This is a genomic window from Pseudonocardia abyssalis, from assembly GCF_019263705.2.
Classification (GTDB): Bacteria; Actinomycetota; Actinomycetes; order Mycobacteriales; family Pseudonocardiaceae; genus Pseudonocardia; species Pseudonocardia abyssalis.
Genome location: NZ_JADQDK010000001.1, coordinates 3,009,607 through 3,030,191, shown reverse-complemented (window position 1 = coordinate 3,030,191; position 20,585 = coordinate 3,009,607). Strand labels below are relative to the sequence as shown.

17 protein-coding genes are annotated in these 20,585 nt (G+C 75.1%); 9 read left to right on the top strand and 8 right to left on the bottom strand.

Annotation, left to right across the window (positions count from 1 at the left end):
* Entirely contained in the window at positions 1 to 1,839 is a 1,839-nt protein-coding gene (locus tag I4I81_RS14685) for a serine/threonine-protein kinase (RefSeq protein WP_226363938.1), read from the bottom strand.
* Between the two features lie 207 nt (positions 1,840 to 2,046).
* Here I4I81_RS14685 and I4I81_RS14680 point away from each other — a divergent pair, with 207 nt between their 5' ends.
* Genes I4I81_RS14680 through I4I81_RS14670 form a run of 3 tightly spaced genes read left to right on the top strand, consistent with a single transcriptional unit; the run spans position 2,047 to position 5,638 of the window.
* Positions 2,047 to 3,621: an FAD/NAD(P)-binding protein gene (locus I4I81_RS14680; protein ID WP_218606210.1), complete on the top strand. Its 1,575-nt coding sequence runs from the start codon at positions 2,047 to 2,049 to the stop codon at positions 3,619 to 3,621.
* Between the two features lie 9 nt (positions 3,622 to 3,630).
* A complete protein-coding gene (locus I4I81_RS14675; RefSeq protein ID WP_218606211.1) occupies positions 3,631 to 4,050 on the top strand; it encodes a hypothetical protein in 420 nt (139 codons plus the stop codon).
* Position 4,051: 1 nt separating this feature from the next.
* Positions 4,052 to 5,638, top strand: coding sequence for an FHA domain-containing protein (locus tag I4I81_RS14670; RefSeq protein ID WP_218616107.1), 1,587 nt, complete (start codon positions 4,052 to 4,054; stop codon positions 5,636 to 5,638).
* A 207-nt stretch (positions 5,639 to 5,845) separates the two neighbouring features.
* Here the strand turns inward: I4I81_RS14670 and I4I81_RS14665 are convergent, their stop codons facing one another.
* Both I4I81_RS14665 and I4I81_RS14660 read right to left on the bottom strand, forming a co-directional pair.
* Entirely contained in the window at positions 5,846 to 6,340 is a 495-nt protein-coding gene (locus I4I81_RS14665) for a hypothetical protein (protein WP_218601357.1), read from the bottom strand.
* A 16-nt stretch (positions 6,341 to 6,356) separates the two neighbouring features.
* Positions 6,357 to 8,411 (bottom strand): cation:proton antiporter domain-containing protein, encoded by a 2,055-nt coding sequence (locus I4I81_RS14660; RefSeq protein ID WP_225924585.1) that lies wholly within the window; start codon positions 8,409 to 8,411, stop codon positions 6,357 to 6,359.
* A gap of 84 nt (positions 8,412 to 8,495) precedes the next feature.
* Here I4I81_RS14660 and I4I81_RS14655 point away from each other — a divergent pair, with 84 nt between their 5' ends.
* Positions 8,496 to 9,320, top strand: coding sequence for a protein kinase domain-containing protein (locus tag I4I81_RS14655; RefSeq protein ID WP_218601358.1), 825 nt, complete (start codon positions 8,496 to 8,498; stop codon positions 9,318 to 9,320).
* 187 nt (positions 9,321 to 9,507) lie between these two features.
* On the opposite strand, the gene I4I81_RS14650 is transcribed toward I4I81_RS14655, so the two are convergent.
* The 3 genes from I4I81_RS14650 to I4I81_RS14640 form a co-directional block, all read right to left on the bottom strand.
* Positions 9,508 to 11,268, bottom strand: a complete 1,761-nt coding sequence (locus I4I81_RS14650; protein WP_218616569.1) for a serine/threonine-protein kinase — start codon at positions 11,266 to 11,268, stop codon at positions 9,508 to 9,510.
* Positions 11,269 to 11,345: 77 nt separating this feature from the next.
* A complete protein-coding gene (locus I4I81_RS14645; RefSeq protein WP_218616106.1) occupies positions 11,346 to 12,635 on the bottom strand; it encodes a DUF8017 domain-containing protein in 1,290 nt (429 codons plus the stop codon).
* Positions 12,636 to 12,679: 44 nt separating this feature from the next.
* Entirely contained in the window at positions 12,680 to 13,090 is a 411-nt protein-coding gene (locus I4I81_RS14640) for a secondary thiamine-phosphate synthase enzyme YjbQ (protein WP_218606413.1), read from the bottom strand.
* 28 nt (positions 13,091 to 13,118) lie between these two features.
* On the opposite strand from I4I81_RS14640, the gene I4I81_RS14635 reads away from it, so the two are divergent.
* On the top strand, positions 13,119 to 14,129 hold the full coding sequence (locus I4I81_RS14635; protein ID WP_218616105.1) for an aminotransferase class V-fold PLP-dependent enzyme: 1,011 nt from the start codon (positions 13,119 to 13,121) through the stop codon (positions 14,127 to 14,129).
* 107 nt (positions 14,130 to 14,236) lie between these two features.
* Here I4I81_RS14635 and I4I81_RS14630 read toward each other — a convergent pair whose 3' ends face one another.
* Together I4I81_RS14630 and I4I81_RS14625 are read right to left on the bottom strand one after the other, a co-directional pair.
* Positions 14,237 to 14,677, bottom strand: a complete 441-nt coding sequence (locus I4I81_RS14630) for a DUF4439 domain-containing protein (protein WP_218616104.1) — start codon at positions 14,675 to 14,677, stop codon at positions 14,237 to 14,239.
* A complete protein-coding gene (locus tag I4I81_RS14625; protein WP_218606091.1) occupies positions 14,674 to 15,144 on the bottom strand; it encodes a hypothetical protein in 471 nt (156 codons plus the stop codon). The genes I4I81_RS14630 and I4I81_RS14625 overlap by 4 nt, the downstream gene beginning before the upstream one ends.
* A 175-nt stretch (positions 15,145 to 15,319) precedes the next feature.
* On the opposite strand from I4I81_RS14625, the gene rimP reads away from it, so the two are divergent.
* The 4 genes from rimP (at position 15,320) to infB (ending at position 20,531) form a co-directional block, all read left to right on the top strand.
* Positions 15,320 to 15,901, top strand: coding sequence for a ribosome maturation factor RimP (gene rimP, locus I4I81_RS14620; RefSeq protein WP_218606092.1), 582 nt, complete (start codon positions 15,320 to 15,322; stop codon positions 15,899 to 15,901).
* Entirely contained in the window at positions 15,898 to 16,935 is a 1,038-nt protein-coding gene (gene nusA, locus I4I81_RS14615; RefSeq protein WP_218606093.1) for a transcription termination factor NusA, read from the top strand. The genes rimP and nusA overlap by 4 nt, the downstream gene beginning before the upstream one ends.
* Entirely contained in the window at positions 16,842 to 17,348 is a 507-nt protein-coding gene (locus I4I81_RS31430) for a YlxR family protein (RefSeq protein ID WP_308187783.1), read from the top strand. Before nusA ends, I4I81_RS31430 begins: the two co-directional genes overlap by 94 nt.
* 93 nt (positions 17,349 to 17,441) lie before the next feature.
* Positions 17,442 to 20,531, top strand: a complete 3,090-nt coding sequence (gene infB / locus I4I81_RS14605) for a translation initiation factor IF-2 (protein ID WP_218616103.1) — start codon at positions 17,442 to 17,444, stop codon at positions 20,529 to 20,531.
* Positions 20,532 to 20,585 lie beyond the last annotated feature (54 nt).

Below are 20,585 nucleotides of genomic sequence, written 5' to 3'. Positions count from 1 at the left end.
TCAGCGCTCCGCGACGAAGTCGACCGAGTTCCACCAGGCGTAGAGCGCGGCGGCGTCGGCCGAGCTCTGCGCCACGTAGCCGATGGCCAGCGCGGCCTCGTCGGTCCAGAGCAGGTACGCGGTGCCGGTGTCGGGGTCGGTGAAGCAGGCGACCTGGCCGCCGAGCGCGCCGCTCTGCCGGGAGAACACCGCGCGGTTGGAGGCACCGGCCGCGTTGCACTGCTCGATGGTGCCGGTCTCGCCGGGGATCGACTCCGCGTCGGCCAGGCCGGTGAACGTCGAGTTCATCTCCTCCACCGAGGCGTACCGGGCGAAGGTGGCGCTGGTCGGCCCGGTCCCCGTCGACGGTGAGGCGGCGCAGACGACGAACGCCGTGGTGCCGTCGAGCTGGTCCGGCTCGCAGTTGGACGCCGAGTACCCGGCCGGCAGCTCGGAGAGCAGCAGCGTCGTCTCGGGGGTCGCCGGGGCCGTCGTCGGCGCGACGGTGGTCGTCGGGGGCGTCGTGGTCGGCGCCGAGCTCGTCGTGGGCGGGGCTGCGGTGGTGCCGCTGCCGTTGCCCGTCGTCACGAAGAACACGATCGCGCCGCCGATCAGGGCCAGCGCGGCGACCACGGAGATCGCGATCAGGGCCGTGCGGTCCTTCTTCGGCGGCTGCTGCGGGTAAGCGGGGTTCGACGGGTGCTGCCCGCCGCCCCAGTTCGGCTGCCCGTAGGCGGTCTGCTGGCCGTACCCCTGCTGCCCGTACGCCGGCTGCTGGCCGTACGCGGTCTGCTGGCCGTACGCCGGCTGGGCACCGTATGCGGGCTGCTGGGCGCCCCACGGGTTGCCGGGGTTCGAGGGGTACTGCGGGTTCGAGGGGTACTGCGGGTTGGACGGGTTCGACGGCGCGTTCCACGTCGGCGGGATCACGGCGGTACCCGGCTTGACCAGGTCGGGCTTCGACGCGCCGCCGAACGCCACCGTGGCGCCCGAGGTGTTCGGGTCGGTGCCCCAGCCGCCGATCTCGGCCCGGGCGGCCGCGGCGAGCGCGCCCGCGCTGGCCGGGCGCTGCGCCGGGTCCTTGGCCATGCCGCGGGCGACGACCTGGTCGAGCCCGGAGGGCAGGTCCGGCCGGGTGGTGCTGGGACGCGGCGGCGGGGCGTTGAGGTGCGCGTTCATCAGGGTCGCCATGTCACCCTCGAACGGCGGGCGGCCGGTGAGCGACTGGTGCAGCACGCAGGCCAGCGCGTAGACGTCGGCCCTCGGGTCGCCCTCGACGCCGGCGAAGCGCTCCGGTGCGATGTAGGCCAGGGAGCCGGGCATCGTGCCCGCCCGGGTCAGCGCCGGGTCCTCGCCGACGCCCTCCTGGGCCCGCGCGATACCGAAGTCGAACAGGTAGGCGAACACCTCGCGGTCGACGGTCGGGCCGTGCACACCGGCGAGCAGCACGTTGGACGGTTTGACGTCGCGGTGCACCAGCCCCTCGGCGTGCGCGGCGTCGAGGGCGGCGGCGATCTGCGAGATCACCGACACCGCGGCGACCGGCGGCATCGGGCCGTGCGTCTTGAGCCAGGTCGCGAGGTCGGTGCCCTCGACGAGGCGCATGTCCAGGTACAGCCGGCCGTCGATCTCGCCGAAGCGGTGGATCGGGACGATGTGCGGCTCGCGCAGGCGCGCCGCCGAGCGGCACTCGCGCCGGAACCGCTCCTGGTACTCCTGGTCCTCCGCCAGGTGCGGGGGCAGCACCTTCAAGGCGACGGTGCGGTCGGTGTCGGTGTCGTGGGCGCGGTACACCTCACCCATCCCGCCCCGCCCGAGGAGCGCCTCGATCCGGTACGGCCCGAACGTCGAGTCCAGCACGTCGATCTCCCCATCCTCTGCCGGTCCGTCCAGCGCGACCATAGACCCACGTCGATCATCGATCATGTCGTCGCGCCCGTCGCGGGTGCTACCACTCCGGTGCACCGAATGGGTAACACCCATAGCGGGGACCGGTCCCGGTCACGGCAGGATGTGATCCGCTCGTCCGCCGGGTCGGCCGGCGGGTCGACGAGGTGGGAGCGGGCGATGCGCGAGGACACGATCCGGCTGCCCGGTCCGGCCGCCGCGGCCGACCCGACGCCGGAGGCGGTGCGCCCCGGGGACCTGACCCCGGAGCTGATCGCCACCGACTGGTGGTCCGACGACGCCGTCGCGCGTGCCGGGATCCCGGTCGTCGACGTGCCGTTCGTGTCGGTCGGCGGCGGCATCGGGTCCTTCGTCACGGTCGACTACCTGCGCATCTGTGGTGTGCCGACGTCGGCGATCCGGGTGCTCACCCAGCTGCAGAGCCCGTGGGAGAGCTACGAGTACCTCACGCGCGTCTCGCAGATCCCGCGCACCGAGCGGCTGCGCAGCGACTCGGCGTCGTGCCCGGACAACATCTGGGGCTTCCCCAGCTACGCGCTGCGCGAGGCGCTGGCCACGAAGTCGCCGCGGTCGCTGTGGAACGTGCTCGTCGAACCGATCCTCGCCGACTACTACACCCCGAAGGCCGGGCAGGCGTTCGAGTCGATGGAGCGCGAGCACGACCGCATCGACTACCCGTCGATGGTGGCGAAGGGCCAGGTCCGGATGGTGCGCCGGCGCGTCGGCGGTGGCTACTTCACGATCCTCACCCCGGCCGAGGGCGCCAGCCCGACGCGGCGCGTGGCCTACCGCAGCCGGTACGTGCACGTCGCCGTCGGCTACCCGGGACTGAAGTTCCTGCCCGACCTCATGGAGTACCGCGAGCGCCACCGCGACTTCGGCAGCGTCGTCAACGCCTACGAGCCGCACGAGCAGATCTACCAGCGCCTGCACGCCGCCCCGGGCACGGTGCTGGTGCGCGGTGGCGGGATCGTCGCGTCGCGGGTGCTGCAGCGCCTGATCGACGACCGCGACGCCCGCGGGCTGCAGACGCAGATCCTGCACGTGTTCCGCACGTTCGTGACCGGGGCGCACGGCCCGCACGTCTGGATGCGCCGCCGCGGCGGCGACGGCTGGGCCTACCAGGGCTTCAACTACCCGAAGTCGGTGTGGGGCGGGCAGCTCAAGGCGCGCGTGCGCAAGCTGGAGGGCCAGGACCGGGCCGACCTCTACAAGCAGTTCGGCGGCACCAACACCCCGATCCGCCGCAACTGGCGCGAGCAGCAGAGCCGCGGCCGTCGCGAGCGCTGGTACCACGCGTTCCAGGGTGAGATCACGGGTCTGACGCCGGGTCCGTCCGGCACCGTCCACGCCGCGCTGTCGACGCCGGAGGGGCCGCGGAACGTGCAGGTCACCGCCGTCATCGACTGCACGGGGCTGGAGGCCGACATCCGCGAGCACCGCGTGCTGGCCGACCTGCTCGACCACGGCGGGGCCGGCCGCAACCCACTGGGCCGCCTCGACGTCGAGCGCTCGTTCGAGATCCGCGGCACGCGCAGTGAGCCGGGCCGCATGTACGCCTCCGGCAGTGCCACCAACGGCGGCTACTTCCCGGGCGTCGACACGTTCCTGGGGCTGCAGATCGCGGCGCAGGAGATCGCCGACGACCTGGAGAAGCTCGGCTTCTGCGCCCGACTCGGTCCCGTCCGCTCCACCCGCCAGTGGTGGATGTGGGCCCGCGGCCGGAAGATCTGAGGGGTCGACGTGCTGCCCACGCTGAACGGTCGGATCCAGACCCGCGTGTTCGTGCTGCTCGTGATCGGCGGGCTGTGGACGCTGGTGATCAGCCCGCTGATCGGCCAGCCGTACGCCGCCACGTTCGTCGTGCTGCTCGCCGTGATCGTGCTCGGCGTCGGCTGGGAGCTGATCTACCACCTCGTCCAGCAGTTCCGCTGGGAGAAGGACTGGCCGACGCTGTTCGGGCTGCTCACGGCGATCAACGAGGGTGCGCTGCTGTGGCTGCTGATCTCCGTGGGCGCCGTGCCCGGCCTGCCGCGCGAGGTGCCGTTCGGGGCGTTCCTCGTACAGTTCCTCAGCACGTGGATCATCGTGTGGGTCGTGGTGAACGGGCCGATGCGGGTGCCGTTCGTCCACTGGCGGTTCCGGGGTGGGAGGTTGATCTGAGGTGAACGCCGCTGTCGACGGCGGGCGCGCCGTCGTGCTGGCGGGCGACGGCCTGGTCGCGCGCCTGCCGGGGATCCTCTGCGTCGCGCGCTGCCCGGACCCCGAGCCGCTCGCCCGCCTGCTGTCGCACTGCCGCGCGGTGGCCGGACCCGAGCCCGGCCGCGCGCTCGCCCGTCGACTCGCCGGGTGGCTCGGCGGCCCCGACGCCCCGCCCGAGGGTCTCGTCTTCGGCACCGTCGCGGGGGCGGGGGAGATGTGCGCGGTGTTCCTCTCCGGTGCGGTCGGCGCCCAGGTCGGCGACGTGGCGCTGTCCGGCGCCGACGCCGCCGCGTGGACCGACCGGCTCGTCCCGCCCGGCCCGGTGCGCCTGGCGCTGTCCGGCGCCGGTCCCGCCCCGCACGCGGTGCTGCTCGACCTGCGCGACGGTGTCGTCGCGGGTGGGGGAGTGCAGCTGGCGGCCCTCACCGCCGCATCCGTCGCTCCGGACGACCCGCCGCGGAGCATCAACGCTCAGCCCACGCTGATCGGGATGGATGCGGTGGATGCGGGCACCGACCCCGCGAACGCGATACCCACCCCGCCCGCCGCCGCACCGGTCGTGGAGGCCGCGGAGCCGGCCCCCTCCTGGCCACCCGTCGCGCTCGGGAAGGGACCGTCCGGTGCTGCGCCTGGCCGCTCGGCCGGCTCGGACGGTTCTGCCGGGCCGGGCTCTGCGGCCGGCGCGGGTTCGGCCGCGGGGATGGGTTCGACGGCGGGGGTGGGTTCGGCGGCTGCGCCGGGCTCCGTCGCCGTGCCGGTCGCCGCGTCGCCGCCGGGTCCGGCCACGGCGCCGGCCCCCGGTTCGGGGTCGCGTCCGGGCCCGGACGCGGGCGCTGCGCAGGGCCGGGAGGCCCAGCCGGCGACCGCCGTGGCGTCGGGTCCGGGAGGCGGGGGCCGGGACGGCACCAGCCGGCTCCCCCAGGTGCTGTCGGCCCCGCGCCGCGCCGAGGCGATCCTCGGCGTGTCACCCGCGGAGCCGCCGCGCCCACCGCTGGAGGCGGGCGAACCGGTCGGCACCGGCACCCGGTCGCTGTCCGGTGGTCCGGCCACCGCGGCCCCCACCGGACCGAGGCCGGGCGAGGCGCGGGGCCACCTGTGCTCGCGCGGGCACCTCAACGACCCGCGCTCGCACTTCTGTGTCCTGTGCGGGATCCGGATGAACGAGCGCACCGGCGTACTGGTCATCGGCTCCCGGCCCCCTCTCGGCCTGCTCGTGTTCGACGACGGCGCCACCTACACCGTCGACGCCGAGTACCTCGTCGGCCGCATGCCCGAGTCCGACGACCGGGTCCGCTCCGGCGCGCTGCGCTCGATCGTCGTCGAGGACCGCTCCGGTGCGGTGTCCCGCGTGCACGCCGAGGTGCGTGTGGACAACTGGGACGTCGTGCTCGTCGACTCGGGTTCGCGCAACGGCACGTTCGTCGCCTCCCCGGGCGACCCGGCCTGGACCCCGGTCCCACCCGGCCGGTCCCGCCGCCTGGAACCGGGCATGCGCGTGCGGCTGGGCGGGCGCACGTTCGTCTTCGAGTCGCCGTCCGGGGTGCGCTGAGCCGCACGCCACGAGGAGCGGGAGCACCGTGCGGCGTGGCTTCTGCGTCGGGTCGATCCACTTCGGTGGGACGAACTCGGGTAGGCCGTCGCGGATGCGGACGAGCCAGTAGCAGCTGTCCGGGCTTGGCGTGCTGGGCGTACTCGGCGAGCTGGGTCACTGCGGCGGCCCACGTCTGCGTGGGGAGTCGTCCGGCGGCGCGGGTGTTCAGGACGCGGTCGATGACTTCGACGTGTCGCAGCCCTGTGCCCCGCTCAGGGTGGTGCGGGCGTGGACGTCGGTGGCGGCGGCGACGAACCGGCGGGCGTCACGGTGCTCCCAGGACAACAGGTCCGACAGTGCGGCGGCGGTGCTCGGGTAGCCGCGGGTGAGGAACGTGCCCTGGTTGTCGACGACGGCGACGGCGGCGGTGGAGATCGCCTCGAACCGCCGCGTGACACCCTCGCAGAGGGTCAGCAGCGAGATCAGGTCGGATTCCGGGGCGGTGCTGGTGGCTGCGGCGACGGTGTCGAGCGCGTCAGCGAGGTGCTGGTGCTGTGCTCGTCCGGCTGGCGTCCTGACCCGTAGTGGACGGGACCACGACGGACCCGCCGCCCGGCAACGCAGACGGACGGCAACGGCGAACTCCCGGCCGGCCGCGGCGAACTCGCCGGACGGCCGCGGCGAACTCGCCGGGCTCCATCGGCCAACTCGCCGGGCCACGGCGGCACACCTCCGGTCAGGGGGTCGGGGCGGTGGGGGCGACCGTGATCCGGGCCAGTGACTGGTCCAGGTCGTCGTCCACGTCCGCCCCCGACGCACGCACCCGCAGCACCACCGCCCGCTCCCCGAGGTCGACGGGGAGGTCGGCGGAGTCCGGGAGCACCACCACCGACGCGTCCGCGATCTCGCCGGCCCGCGCGGGCCGGGCGGTGATGCCGCGGCGGGTCAGGGCGTCGGCGGCCGCCCCGGTCCGGCGCGTGCCGCCGCGCCCGTCGGCCGAGTCGACCGCCACCTCGTCGGAGGTGCGCAGGGCCAGGTGCGCGGCGACCCGCAGGACGGCGCGCCCGCCCGCGGCCCCGTCGACGAGGGCCAGTGGTGTGCCCGTGGCCTCCCCGGTCCCGAACCGGGCCACGACCACCGTGGTCTCCGGCACCGCGGCCAGTGCCGCGACCGCGACGTCCGCGTCGCCGGTGAGCAGCACGAGGTCGGCGTCGAGGGTGCCGGCGAGCGCGGCGGGGTCGGTGCCGAAGCGGGCGACGACCGACGCGGGCGTGCCGCACGCCTCGAGCTCGGCGGCCAGTACGCGCAGCTCGTCACCGGCCGCGGCGATCATCCCCAGCTCGGCGCCCAGCCCGCTCGCCACCTCCAGCTCGACCTGGGCGGGCAGGAGCCGGCACAGGACGACGCGGGCGGGGTGCTGGCGGCCGGTCAGGTCGCGGGCGAGCTCGGCGACCCGCCGCCCGTCCACCGGGTCGTCGACGACGGCGAGCACCGTGAACGCGTCGACCTCGCCCAGCTCGGCCCGCTCGGCGGCCGCCAGCTCGCGGGCCAGCACCCGGTCCGGGTAGACGATCGTCATGAGCGGTCCGGTCATCGCCGTCGTCACCAGCGCCATGATCACCATGAGCGTGAACATCGCGGGACCGAGCACCCCGAGCTGCAGCCCGACCTGAAGGATCACGATCTCGGTGAGCCCGCGGGTGTTCATCAGCAGCCCCAGCGCGGTCGACTGCCGCCGCGGCATCCCCTGCGCCCGCGCCGCCACCGCCGCGCCGAGGAACTTGCCGGCGATCGCCGCGACCAGGATCAGTGCGAGCTGCCAGATCCCGCCGAGGCCGATCGCGCCGACGTCGACCTGCAGCCCGGCGACGACGAAGAACACCGGCAGCAGCAGGAGCAGGCTGACCTGCTCGAGGCGCTCCAGGATCTCCCGCGTCAGCGCGGCGGCCTCGCGGCGCGGCATGACCGCGCCGAACAGGAACGCCCCGAAGATCGCGTGCACGCCGATGATCTCGGTGATCCACGCCGACGCGAGCAGCCCGGCGAGGACGATCGCGAGGATGTCGGGCGTCAGCCTGCCGGCCCGCGCGTGCCACGTGACCAGCCGGGCGAGCAGCGGGCGGACCCCGAAGAACATGACGAGGGCGAACAGCAGCGTCCAGCCCATGATCACCAGCGCACCGCCCGCACTGCCCCCGGCCGCCACCGCGACGACGACGGCGAGCAGCGTCCAGCCGATCACGTCGTCGATCGCCGCGCAGGCCAGCGCCAGCACCCCGATCGGCGTCCGTTGCATGCCCCGCTCGGTGAGGATGCGTGCGAGCACCGGCAGTGCGGTGATCGACATCGCCACGCCCATGAACAGCACGAACGCCAGTGGCGACACCGTCTCGCCGCCCGCGACGGAGTGGAACGGGTACAGCACCACCGCGACCCCGGCACCGAGCGCGAAGGGCAGCACGACCGATCCGGCCGCGACCGCACCGGCCGCCCTGCGTCGCCCGCGGATCAGTGAGAGGTCGACCTCGAGCCCCACGATGAACATGAACAGCGCGAGCCCGAGCTGCGCGATCACGGACAGGAACGGGCGGACGTCGGGCGGGAACAGCAGCTGGTCGAGGTCGCCGGGGAACGCGCCCAGCAGCGTCGGCCCCAGCGCGACGCCCGCGACGATCTCGCCGATCACCGCGGGCTGTCCGAACCGCCGGAACAGCCGGCCCGTCAGCCGGGCCGCGACCACCACGATCGCGACGTCCAGCAGGACGTAGGCGATCACGTGCTTCATGTCCATCCGGGCGCCCTCCCTCGAGGCGCGCGTATGTTATCGGCCACCGGCCGGGAGCCCACCCGGCGTGACGAGCAGGCGAGGAGCGGCGTGGACGCTGCGCTGACGGCCCCCTCCGCGGTGGCCGACTACGAGATCGTGCGGCTGCTCGGTGAGGGCAACCACGGCCGCTACTACCTCGCCCGCCCGCCCGCTCGGCTCGGGCTCGCCGAGGAGTTCGTGGCGCTCAAGGTGTTCGGCGACCGGGTGGGGGAGCAGGCCTACGAGCGCGGAGTCCGGGAGCTCCGGGCGTTCGCCGCGGTGCGCTCGCCGTACCTCGTGCGCGTGTTCGACGCCGTGCTGGAGGACAGCTTCGTCTACGCGATGGAGTACTTCCCGCTCGGTTCGCTCGCCGCCGGTGCGACCGACCGCACCACGACGCTGCTCGCGCTCGAGCACGCCGCCCGCGCCGCGCACGCGCTGCACGAGGCCGGGCTCGCCCACGGCGACGTCAAGCCGGCCAACGTCCTGCTCGCCGGTGATGCGGGCGCACCGCCGGTCGGCGGACGGCTCTCCGACCTCGGCCTCGCGCGGCACCTCAGCCCCGGCACGACGCTGACGGGGATGGGCCGCGCGAGCTCCGTCGAGTTCACCGACCCCGACCTGCTCGCCGGCGCCCGCCCGTCGCGCCGCACCGAGGTGTGGGCGCTCGGTGCCACGATCCACCGCGCGCTGGCCGGCACCGGCCTGTTCGGCGACCTGCCCGACACCCAGCCGCTGCTGGCGATCCGCAAGGTCCTCTCCGGGCAGCCGGTCGTGCACCCGGGGCTCGCACCCGCCGACGCCGACCTCGTGCGGGCGTGCCTCGCCGACGGGTCGGCACGGCTGGGCACCGCCGAGCAGGTCGCCGACCGGCTGGCGGGTCTGCCCGCGTGAACCGGGCCCGCAGGCAGGTTGTGCGGCCGCACTCGCCCGCGCGATCGGGATCCGCGTGCGGATCTACGCGCTGACCATCGTCGGCTACCCGTTGTCGCGGGGCCGGCCGCACTCGCCGGCGTGACGGCGGGGCAGGTGTTCGGGACGGCGCACGGCGTGCGCGGGGTGCTGCGATCGTCGCCGGGACTCAGAGGAACCCACCGAAGGACCACCAGTCGTAGAGGACGGCGGCGTCGCCGTCGGACCGGGTGACGACGGCGCGGGTGCGGTTGCGGGGGTCGGTCCAGTCGATCGTCGTGCCGGTCGCGGCCTCGGCGTAGCAGGCGAGCGCGCCGGTCTCGCGGTTGCGCGTCCAGCTCCCGGTCGTGGCGCTCCCGTCGCGGCAGCCGGTGATGTCTCCCTCGGGGAGTGCGCGGGTGGCGGCGTCGGCCGCGTGGTCGGCCGCGAGCCGCTCGAGGTCGACGTAGTGCAGGAACGTCGCCGTGCCCGGCCCGTTCGCGGGTCCGTTCGTGCAGCTCAGGGCGGCGTCGACGGCCGGGTTCTCGCGCTCGGGGGCGGGCGCGCAGTCCGCGGCGGAGAAACCGATCGGCAGCACGGCGAGCAACGACTGCTGCGCGAGCGTCAGGTCGTGGGGAGGGGACGGCTGCGTGCCGGCGGCGCGGGGGAGCAGCAGTACCGCGGCCACGACCGCCGCCACCAGCACCAGCCCGCCCGCCACGAACGGCCACGGCGACCGGCGCGGGGCGGGTGCGGGGGGCGGGCGGAACGCGGGCAGCGGGACGTGCGACGTCGCCGCGCGCCGGTGGGGCGTCATCGGGTCGACGCGGTCGTTCCCCAGCGGGGTGGTGGCCCCCGGGCCCCACGCCGGTCCCGGCCGAGGGGACGGGGCCTGCCGCTCGGGGGAGCGGAGCGGTGGGGGCCGGTCGGGCCGGGCGGGTCGGGGCTGCTCCGCCCGGGCCCGGCGGGCCGCGCGCTCCAGCGCGGCGCGGTCGATGAGCTGGGCGTGGTCGGCGGGGAGCCCGGTCGGCCCACCCGGCACGATCGTCGGCTGGTCGGGGGCGACGGGGCGGGGCGGTTCCGGGCGGGGCGGTTCGGGGCGGGCGATCCCGGCGACCGTCACCGACCCGTCGAGGGCCTTGCGCGCAGCCACCGCGAGCGCCCCCGCCGTCGGGAACCGCTGCGCCGGGTCCTTGGCCATGCCGCGCGCGACGACGTCGTCGATCGTCGCGGGCGCGGCCACCCGGAGCTGCGACGGGCGCGGCGGCGGCGTGCGCAGGTGCGCCCGCATCAGGGCGGGCAGCCCCTCGACCGGGAACGGCTTCTCCCCGGTCAGGCACTCGTGCAGCACGCACGCCAGCGCGTAGACGTCGGCCCGCCCGTCGACCGGCTGCTCCAGGAACCGCTCGGGCGCCATGTAGTCCAGCGTGCCGACGGCGGTGCCCGCGCGGGTGATCCCGGCTCCGGTCGTGTCGCTGCTCAGGGACCTGGCGATGCCGAAGTCGACGAGGTAGGCGAAGTCGTCGCCGTCCTCGTTCGCCGCGAGGAGCACGTTCGACGGCTTGACGTCGCGGTGGATCAACCCGGACCGGTGCGCACTGTCGAGCGCACGCGCGACCTGCGAGAGCACCGCGACCGCCCGAGCGGGCGAAAGCCGCCCGGACCGCTCGAGCAGCTCCGCGAGGTCCTCCCCCTCGACCAGGCGCATGTCCAGGTAGAGCCGGCCGTCGATGTCGCCCCAGTTGTGGATGGGGATGACGTGCGGGTCGGTCAGCCGGGCCGTCACCCGCGACTCGCGCAGGAACCGCTGCCGGAACTCCGCGTCCTCGCCCAGATCGGCGTGCAGGAGCTTCAGGGCGACCGTGCGGTCCTGCTCGACGTGGTACGCGCGATGGACCTCGCCCATCCCGCCGCTCCCGAGCAGCCCGTCGAGCCGATACGGCCCGAACATCTCCGCCACGACCCTCCGCTCCCCTCGTCGGTGGGGTCGAGTATCGACGGTCCCGGTGCGGGACGCCCGTCTCGGGGTCAGATCGTGGGCAGCCGCGCGCTCGCCAGCACGGCGTCCAGGGTGGCGCGGTCGGCGAGCGGGGGAGCGTCGGCCGGCCCCCCCGCGGTGTCGCCGTTGACGATCAGGACGGCGGTGCCGGGCGAGCCGTCGGGTCCGGTCGTCGGCAGCGCGAGCAGCAGCACCGTGCCCGCGGTGGCCAGGCAGCCGTCGTCGGTGGGCGTGCGGGAGGTGGCCTCGACGAGCTGTCCCGGCACTCCGCCGGCCTCGAACGGGCGGGGTGCGGAGACCTGGACGTCGGGGGTGCCGCCGTCGGAGGAGCGGTAGTACGACGATCCGGTCTCGCGCGCGAACGCCGTCGCCACCGCGTCGGCGGGCCGCTCACCCGGGACGAACGAGCTGGCGATGATGCCGCGGAAGTACTGGTTCTCGCCGCACAGGTACCCGGGGGCGTCGGCCCGGCCCTCCAGCGGGGCGCCGAGGACCGAACCGGCGTCCGGGGAGTCCGACCAGTCCGGCGGGACCGCGTAGGTGAGGGTGGAGGTGGTGATCCTCCGGAAGTCGGCGGGGACGGTCGCCCCACCCGACGACGTGAGGTCGATGAGGAAGTAGCCGCCGACTCCCAGTGCGGCGAGCAGGAACACCCCGACCGCGATCAGCGTGACCAGCCGGCCGCGCCGCGGCGGCGGGGGAGCCGGCGGGCCCCATCCCGGACCACCCCACACCTGCTGCCCCGGGGCCCACGGCGCCCCGACCTGCGTCGGGGGCCCCCAGGCCTGCTGGCCGGTGTCCCAGCCCGGCCGGTCGGAGCCCCACGCGGGGGCGCCCGGCTGCCGGCCCGTCGGCCATCCCGGCTGGGGCGGCGCTCCCGGCGCCGGGCCGGGGCCCCACTGCTGCTCCGGGCCCCAGCCGGGCGGACCGCCGGGCGGCGGGGGCGGGGCGGACCAACCGAGGCGGGTCTCCGGGGCGGCAGCCGGATTCTGCTGGGCCGGATTCTGCTGGGCCGGGTAGTGCGGTCCCGGGTTCCGGACCGCCGGGTTCGACCACGGCGAGGCCGCCCGGTCCGGTGCGCCCGTCGGGCTCCATCCGCCTGCGAGGGTCGGGTCGGCCGGATGCGGCCGGCCCGCGGCCGGACCTGCCGGGGCGGGGTCGACGGGGGCACCCTCCTCGGACCAGCCCCGACCCGGGGCGGGGAACGGCGGGTCCTTCGGCGGTGTCGCGAACGACGTGACGTCCGGATCGGGCGCGGCGGCCCGGTCGTCCGTCGCGTCCGGACCGTCGTCCGGCGAGCCCCCCTGCGGCGTCGTCACGGTTCGCGACTCTAGGACACCGCCGTTCGGCCCACCGGTGCTGGTCAGCCCGCGAGGAACGACAGGCGCACCGAGCGGACGGGGTTGTCGCGGTTCGTGTCGACGAGGCAGACCGACTGCCACGTGCCCAGCATCGGCCGCCCGTCGAGCACCGGGACCGTCATCGACGGGGCGACGATGCCGGGCAGCACGTGGTCGCGCCCGTGCCCGGCGCTGCCGTGGCGGTGCCCCCACCGGTCGTCGGAGGGGAGGATGTCGCGCAGGGCGGTGAGCAGGTCGGTGTCGCTGCCCGCTCCGGTCTCGATCACCGCGATCCCCGCCGTGGCGTGCGGCACCCACACGCTCAACAGCCCGTCGCCGCCGTCGCCGGAGGCGAGGAAGGCGTCGATCTCGGCGGTCAGGTCGACGACGGTCTCGCGGGAACCGGTCCGGATCTGGATCACTTCACTGCGCATGGCCCCAGCGTCGCACTAGCGTCGGGGGGTGCGCAGCGCCTTCGATCGCCTCTTCGACGTGCCGGACTCCTACCTCAACACCGCGAGCATCGGGGTGCCGTCGGTGGAGGTCGCCGACGCGGTGGCCGCGTCGGTGCACAGCTGGCGCACCGGCGCCGCGCGGCCCGGCGACTTCGACGCGCCCGTCGCCACCGCCCGCGAGGCGTGGGCGCGGCTGGTGGGCGTGCCGGTCGGGCGGGTCGCGCTCGGGGCGACGGTGTCCGGGCTCGTCTCGCTGGTGGCCGCCGCCCTGCCCCGGCCGTCGCGGGTGCTCGTCGCCGCCGGGGAGTTCACGAGCGTCACCTGGCCGTTCGCGGCACGCGGCCACGACCTGACCGAGGTCCCGCTCGACGAGGTCGGCGCGCGGGCCGCGGAGTTCGACGCCGTCGCCGTCGCGGTGGTGCAGTCCGCGGACGGCCGGATCGTCGACCTCGACGCCCTGCGCGCGGCCAGGGCGTCGGGCACCCGCGTCGTCCTGGACGCGACGCAGGCCACCGGCTGGCTCGACGCCGACCTCGGCTGGGCCGACGCCGTCACCGGCGGTGCGTACAAGTGGCTGCTCAGCCCGCGCGGGGCGGCCTGGCTCGCGGTGCACCCCGACTGGGACCTGCCCCCGGAGCAGGCCGGCTGGTTCGCCGGCGCCGACGTCTGGGACAGCGTCTACGGCCTACCCCTGCGGCTCGCCGCCGACGCCCGGGCGCTGGACACCTCACCGGCCTGGCTCAGCCACGTCGGGGCCGCCGTCGCGCTGCCGTGGCTCGCCGGGCTCGACCGCGCCGCCGTGCACGCCCACTGCACCGGACTGGCCGACGCCCTGCGCGCCGGGCTCGGGATGGAGCCGGCCGGTTCGGCCATCGTCTCGGTCCGCACACCGGGGGCACAGGAGCGGCTGGCCGCCGCGGGCGTCGCCTGCGCGGCGCGCGCCGGGGCGGCGCGGCTCGCGTTCCACCTCTACAACACCGCGGGCGACGTCGACCGGGCGCTGGACGCCCTCGCCTGAGCGGGAACTCGCGGGCGGGGAAGCGGCGACTCGCGGGCGGGGGAACAGCGACTCGCGGGCGGGGGAACAGCGACTCGGGGGCGGGGGAACAGCGACTCGCGGGTGCGTCAGAGGCCCGGGAAGTCCGGGATCGCGGGCGGGCTGCCGACCACCACCCGCCACCGGGCGCAGCGCAGCGTGCCCTGGGTGAGGGCGTCGAGGGCCGCACCGCGCAGCGGGCGGTCCTCGGTGCGCTCCAGGACCGACCGCCATGCGCCGAGCGCGTCGGTCTCCGCGACGACCGCCAGGGCAGCGGCCGACGCGGCGTCGACGACCGGTTGCGGCGGGGCGTAGGACGGCTGGGCCGACACCGCCCGCGCCCCGAGCTGCGACAGCGTCGTCTCGACCGCGGCCCGCAGCGTGCGGTGGGCGGCGGCGTCGTCGCGGGCCTGCGCCCGGTTCTGCGGGCCGAGGAACGCGACCGCGAGCCCGTAGGCCCACAGCGCGGCGTGCTCCGCGGCGAGTGCGGCCTGCAGGGCGTCGGTGGAGTCCTCGTCGATCTGGCTCATCCGAGCACCGCCCCGTAGGTCGCGCAGCAGGCCGAGATCGACGCGACGAGCCCGACGCGCGCGGCGGGCAGGCCCAGCGCCGCCTCGGCCGCGGCCCGGGCCGACGCCGTGACGGCGGCGCGCAGCGCGGCCAGGTCGGCCACCGCGGGGGCCGCGGGGGCCGGTGCCGCGGCGGCGGTACCCGGCTCCGGGTCACCGGCCAGCCGGGCGACCTCGGCGTCGAGGGCGGCGGCGTGCGCGGTGCGGGCGGCCTGCAGCGGGTCGACACGGGCTGCGAGGCCGGGGTCGTCGGCCACGACCGCGGCGGCGAGCAGGGCGTCGGCGCGGGCCGCGTCGGCGAGGGCGATCAGGGGGTCGGGCCCGTCGTCGAGGCCGACGGCCGCGCACCCGGCGGCGAGCGGCGACAGCGCGACCGGCGCCAGCACCAGCGCCGCGAGCACTCGGCGGCGCGACGGCCCTCCTGGCACGACCCCTCCTCGACGTCCCGCCGGTCGTCGTCCGGGACGGGCGCCCATCCTGCCAGGCACCCGCGCGGGCCCCGCTGCCGGAGCGCGCGTGGCCGGAGCACCCCGTGCGGCGCGCTACCCTGGCTGGCCCGTCCGGCCGACCGCCGCGGCACCCACCGACACCGCAGGAGACCGCATGTCCACCCACCGCCCCGCGCAGCAGGGCACTCCGCTGCACGGCGTGCTGGAGCCCGTCGTCACCGCTGCGGGATTCGTGCTCGACGAGCTCGAGGTGCACACCGTGGGCAGGCGGCACACCGTCCGGTTGGTGGTGGACTCCGACTCCGGGGTGGGCCTCGACGAGATCGCGCGGGTCTCCCGCGCGGCGTCGGCGGAACTGGAGCTGCACGAGGACCTGATCCCCGGCTCGTACACCCTCGAGGTCACCTCCCCGGGTGTCGACCGGCCGCTCACCCTGCCCCGGCACTGGCGGCGCAACCGGCTGCGTCAGGTGCTCGTGCGCCTGGCCGACGGTGGCACCATGGCGGGGCGGGTCGGCGACGCAGGCGAGGACGCCGTCGCGCTCCTGGTCGAGGGGAAGGTCCGGGAGCTGCGCTACGCCGACGTGACGCACGCGGCGGTGCAGGTCGAGTTCCGTAAGCCGCCCGCGGCGGAGCTGAGCGCCCTGGGCGCGGCCCCGGCGGACGGGGAAGCGGCCGAGGACGACGAGCTCGACACGACCGGATTCGACACAACTGAAGACGAGGACCATTCATGAACGTCGACATCGCGGCTCTGCGCGCGATCGAGCGCGACAAGGACATCCCGTTCGAGACGGTGATCGAGGCCATCGAGACGGCCCTGCTCACCGCCTACAAGCACACCGACGGCCACGAGGCGCACGCCCACGTCGACATCGACCGCAAGTCCGGCCTGGTCCGGGTGATGGCGCAGGAGCTGGGCGAGGGCGGGGTCGTCGACCGCGAGTGGGACGACACCCCCGAGGGCTTCGGCCGGATCGCCGCCACCACCGCGCGACAGGTCATCCTGCAGCGGCTGCGCGACGCCGAGCACGAGCGCACCTACGGGGAGTTCGCCACGAAGGAGGGCGAGATCGTCGCGGGCATCGTGCAGCGCGACGCCCGCGCCAACGCCCGCGGCGTCGTCATCGTCTCCCTGGGCGGACAGACCGAGGGCGTGCTGCCCGCGGCGGAGCAGGTGCCGGGGGAGACCTACGCGCACGGCGAGCGGATCCGCTGCTACGTCGTCGGTGTGACGCGCGGGATGCGCGGCACCCAGATCACGCTGAGCCGCACGCACCCGAACCTCGTCCGCAAGCTGTTCGCGTTCGAGGTCCCCGAGCTGGTCGACGGCACGGTGGAGATCGTCGCCGTGGCCCGCGAGGCCGGACACCGCTCCAAGATCGCGGTGCGCTCGACCGTCGCCGGGGTCAACCCGAAGGGCAGCTGCATCGGCCCGATGGGGCAGCGCGTCCGCGGCGTGATGAGCGAGCTCGCCGGCGAGAAGATCGACATCATCGACTGGGACGAGGACCCCGCCACGTTCGTCGGCAACGCCCTGTCCCCGTCGAAGGTGGTGTCGGTCACCGTGATCGACGCCGCCACGCGCTCGGCGCGGGTCGTCGTGCCGGACTTCCAGCTCTCCCTCGCCATCGGCAAGGAGGGGCAGAACGCCCGGCTGGCGGCCCGTCTCACCGGGTGGCGCATCGACATCCGCAGCGACGCCGACCCGCGCGGGACGGGCGACGCACCGAAGGCGTCGTCGGAGTCGGAGTCGGAGGCGGTCGGCTGATCGCCTCCCGTCGTGGCGCCCACCCCCCGGGGTGTGGGCTACACTCAGCAACGGTCCACGATCCGGGCCCGGCTCCCGTACGACGCACTCCGACGAAAGTCCCTGTGCGCACGTGCATCGGATGCCGGTCACGGGCCGAGACCGACGATCTGCTGCGGGTCGTCGTGGTGGACGGGGTTCTCACCCCGGACCCACGTCGACGGTTCCCCGGCCGAGGTGCCTGGCTGCACCTCGACCCGGAGTGCCTCCACCGCGCCGAGCGGCGCTCGGCGTTCCCGCGGGCGCTGCGCGTCCCGGGAAAGCTGGACACCACTGGGGTCCGGGCACATCTCGACCGTGCCGGGACGGAGAAGTCTGGGGTTCGGGACACACCCGGATCCGTCATCGAGGAGAGCAAGGTCGACCCGTCATGAGCCAGTCGTGAAGATCGCACCATGAACGTGCTTCGACACTAGGTTCGAGGTCGAGCGGGACCAGCCGCCGGCCTCCGAGTAACAAGGAGTGCAGTGGCAGGCAAGGCCCGTGTGCACGAGCTCGCGAAAGAGCTCGGCATCTCCAGCAAGCAGGTCCTCAGCAAGCTGCAGGACCTCGGCGAGTACGTGAAGTCGCCGTCCTCCACCGTCGAGGCGCCGGTCGCCCGCAAGTTGCGGGAGTCCGTGTCCGGCGGCAGTGGCGGGGGTCGCCCCCGCGGCGGCCCGTCCGCCCCGTCCGCCGTTCCCGGCCCGCCCCGTTCCGGTGGCGTGCCCGGACCCCGTCCCGGCCCGCGTCCCGGACCGTCCGCCCCGGCGGCGCCCGCCGAGCCCGCGGCCCCGGCCGCTCCGGCACGTCCGGCGGCCGAGCGCACCGAGGCCCCGACGCCGCGTCCCGCCACCCCCGGTGGCGGTGCTCCCGGTGGCAGCGGCCCGCGTCCCGGACCCCGTCCGGGCCCGGCGGCGACGCCCGAGCGGATCCGTTCCGAGCCGGCGGTCGCGGAGCGCGCCCCGGCCCCGCCGGCGGCCCGTCCCGGCCCGCAGGCACGTCCCGAGCAGGCACGTCCCGAGCAGGCACGTCCCGAGCAGGGGCGGCCGGAGCAGTCGTGTCCCGAGCAGCAGCCGGCCGCGGCCGACGCCGGTTCCGCCGTCGTCCCGCCGAAGCCGTCCGGCCCGCGTCCGGGTCCGCGCACGCCGCGCGTCGGCAACAACCCGTTCGGCGTCGGGTCCGGGGCCCCGCCCCGCGCTCCCGCGCCGCGTCCCGGCCCGCCCGCGCAGCCCGGTGGCAGCGCTCCGGCGGGTCCGCCCGCGCAGGGTGACCGGCCGGCTCCCGGCCAGGGCGCCCCGCGTCCCGGTGGTCCCGGCCAGGGCGGTCCTCGTCCGGCCGGTCCCCGTCCCGGTGGACCGCGTCCCCCCAACCCGGGCAACATGCCCCCGCGCCCGAACCCCGGCATGATGCCGGCGCGTCCGGCCGGTGGGCGTCCCGCTCCCGGTGGCCGCGGTGGTCCCGGTGGGCCCGGTGGTCGTCCCGGCGGTCCCGGCGGTCGTCCGGGCGGTCCCGGTGGTCGTCCCGGCGGTGGCGGTGGCGGTTTCCGTCCCGGTGGCGGCGGTCCCGGCGGTCCCGGTGGCGCTCCTGCCGGCGGTGGCTTCCGCGGTGGTCCCGGTGGCGGCGGTGGCCGTCCCGGTGGCCCGCGCGGTCGCGGCGGTGCCGCGGGCGCGTTCGGCCGTCCCGGTGGGCCGGTGCGCAAGGGCCGCAAGTCCAAGCGCGCGAAGCGCCAGGAGTTCGAGTCGATGCAGGCCCCGTCGGCCGGCGGCGTCCGCCTGCCCCGGGGCAACGGCGAGACGATCAAGCTCGCCCGCGGCGCGTCGCTGACCGACTTCGCCGACAAGATCGGCGCCAACCCGGCGTCGCTCGTGCAGGTGCTGTTCCACCTCGGTGAGATGGTCACCAACACGCAGTCGGTGTCCGACGAGATCCTCGAGCTGCTCGGCAGCGAGATGAACTACGTCGTGCAGGTCGTCAGCCCCGAGGAGGAGGACCGCGAGCTGCTCGACAGCTTCTCCATCTCCTACGGCGAGGACGCGGGCGGCGAGGACGACCTGGTCGTCCGGCCGCCGGTCGTCACCGTCATGGGTCACGTCGACCACGGAAAGACGCGCCTGCTCGACACGATCCGCAAGGCGAACGTGATGGGCGGGGAGGCCGGTGGCATCACCCAGCACATCGGCGCCTACCAGGTCATGAGCGAGCTGGAGGGCTACGAGCGCCCGATCACCTTCATCGACACCCCGGGTCACGAGGCGTTCACCGCCATGCGTGCCCGAGGCGCGAAGTCCACGGACATCGCGGTGATCGTGGTCGCCGCCGACGACGGCGTCATGCCGCAGACGGTGGAGGCGATCAACCACGCCCAGGCGGCCGACGTGCCGGTGGTCGTGGCGGTCAACAAGATCGACAAGGAGGGCGCGAACCCGGACAAGATCCGGCAGCAGCTCACCGAGTACAACCTCGTGGCCGAGGAGTACGGCGGCGACACGATGTTCGTCGACATCTCCGCCAAGCAGGGCACCAACATCGACGCCCTGCTCGAGGCGATCCTGCTCACCGCGGACGCCGCGCTCGACCTGCGGGCCAACCCGAACATGGAGGCCCAGGGCGTCGCGATCGAGGCCCACCTCGACCGCGGTCGCGGTCCGGTGGCCACGGTCCTGGTGCAGCGCGGCACGCTGCGCGTCGGCGACTCGATCGTCGCGGGCGACGCCTCCGGGCGCGTCCGGCGGATGTTCGACGAGCACGGCGAGGACATCGTCGAGGCCTACCCGTCGCGCCCCGTCGCGGTGGTCGGCTTCACCTCGGTGCCCGGTGCGGGCGACACGTTCCTCGTCGTCGACGAGGACCGCGTGGCCCGGCAGATCGCCGACCGCCGGCGGGCGCGCGAGCGCAACGCCGAGCTGGCGAGCCGTCGCAAGCGCGTGTCGCTCGAGGACCTCGACGCCGCGCTGAAGGAGACCAACCAGCTCAACCTGATCATCAAGGGCGACAACTCCGGAACCGTCGAGGCTCTCGAGGACGCGCTCATGAAGATCGAGGTCGGTGACGACGTCGAGCTGCGGGTGATCCACCGCGGCGTCGGTGGCATCACCGAGGGCGACGTCAACCTCGCCATCGCCGACAACGTCATCGTCCTGGGCTTCAACGTCCGGGCCGAGGGCAAGGCGACCGAGCTGGCCAACCGCGAGGGCGTGGAGATCCGGTACTACTCCGTGATCTACCAGGCGATCGACGAGATCGAGCAGGCCCTCAAGGGGCTGCTCAAGCCCGAGTACGAGGAGGCCGTCCTCGGCCACGCGGAGGTCCGCCAGGTCTTCCGTTCCTCGCGCTTCGGCTCGATCGCCGGTTGCCTGGTGATGGACGGGATCATCCGCCGCAACGCCAAGGCGCGGTTGCTGCGCGACAGCGTCGTGGTGGCGGAGAACCTCACCGTCAACTCGTTGCGCCGGGTCAAGGACGACGTGGTCGAGGTCCGCGAGGGCTTCGAGTGCGGTCTGACGCTCGGCAGCTTCAACGACGTCAAGGACGGCGACATGATCGAGACCTACGAGCTGCGCGAGAAGCCGCGCGCGTAGTCCGGTCACCGGGGTGCGGGACACGTCGTCCCGCACCCCGGTCCCGTCGGAGGT